This window comes from Syntrophomonas sp. UBA5494 (genome assembly GCF_002426325.1).
This window is the reverse complement of the sequence record NZ_DIPG01000086.1, coordinates 16,322-16,758: the sequence shown is the minus strand read 5'-3', so window position 1 is coordinate 16,758 and position 437 is coordinate 16,322. Positions and strand designations below refer to the sequence as shown.

Here is a 437-nt window from a genome sequence, read left to right as displayed (position 1 = left end):
ATTGGCTGTAAATGATCGGGCGGCAAAAAGGGATGAAACCGACTTCATCATGGAACTGAACATATCCTTTAGCGAAGCCCGGTTGCTAACAGATTCAGAGTCATCCTGACCTAGTACCGATTGCAGCCTTTCTCTGTACAGATCACGATGAGAGAACTGTCTTTTTAGCCCATTAAAGGCAAAGACCACTGCAAGAAAAACAAATACAATTATTAGATATTGCACCTAACCTTGTCCTCCCCTTTCAGTAGCCTTTATGCAAAAAACTCGTCCGGGATGATAATACCAGCGGTTTTCAATTTATCCAAACATTTGGGTTTGATGCCGGTAGCCCGGTGTCGGCCCTGCACCCTGCCGCGCTCATCGATTCCGGTCTGATCAAAGATAAAGATATCCTGCAAAGTGATAATGTCGGTCTCCATCCCCACCACTTCAGT

Annotated in this window: 1 protein-coding gene and 1 pseudogene; both read right to left on the bottom strand. The window is 45.5% G+C overall.

The genetic code is table 11. The features are described from left to right. Positions 1-225: hypothetical protein (locus B3W37_RS09655; protein ID WP_483175575.1), on the bottom strand; the 225-nt coding region annotated here is incomplete at its 3' end. Between the two features lie 29 nt (positions 226-254). Continuing rightward, positions 255-437: pseudogene (locus tag B3W37_RS09650) on the bottom strand (CpaF family protein); the annotation flags it as partial.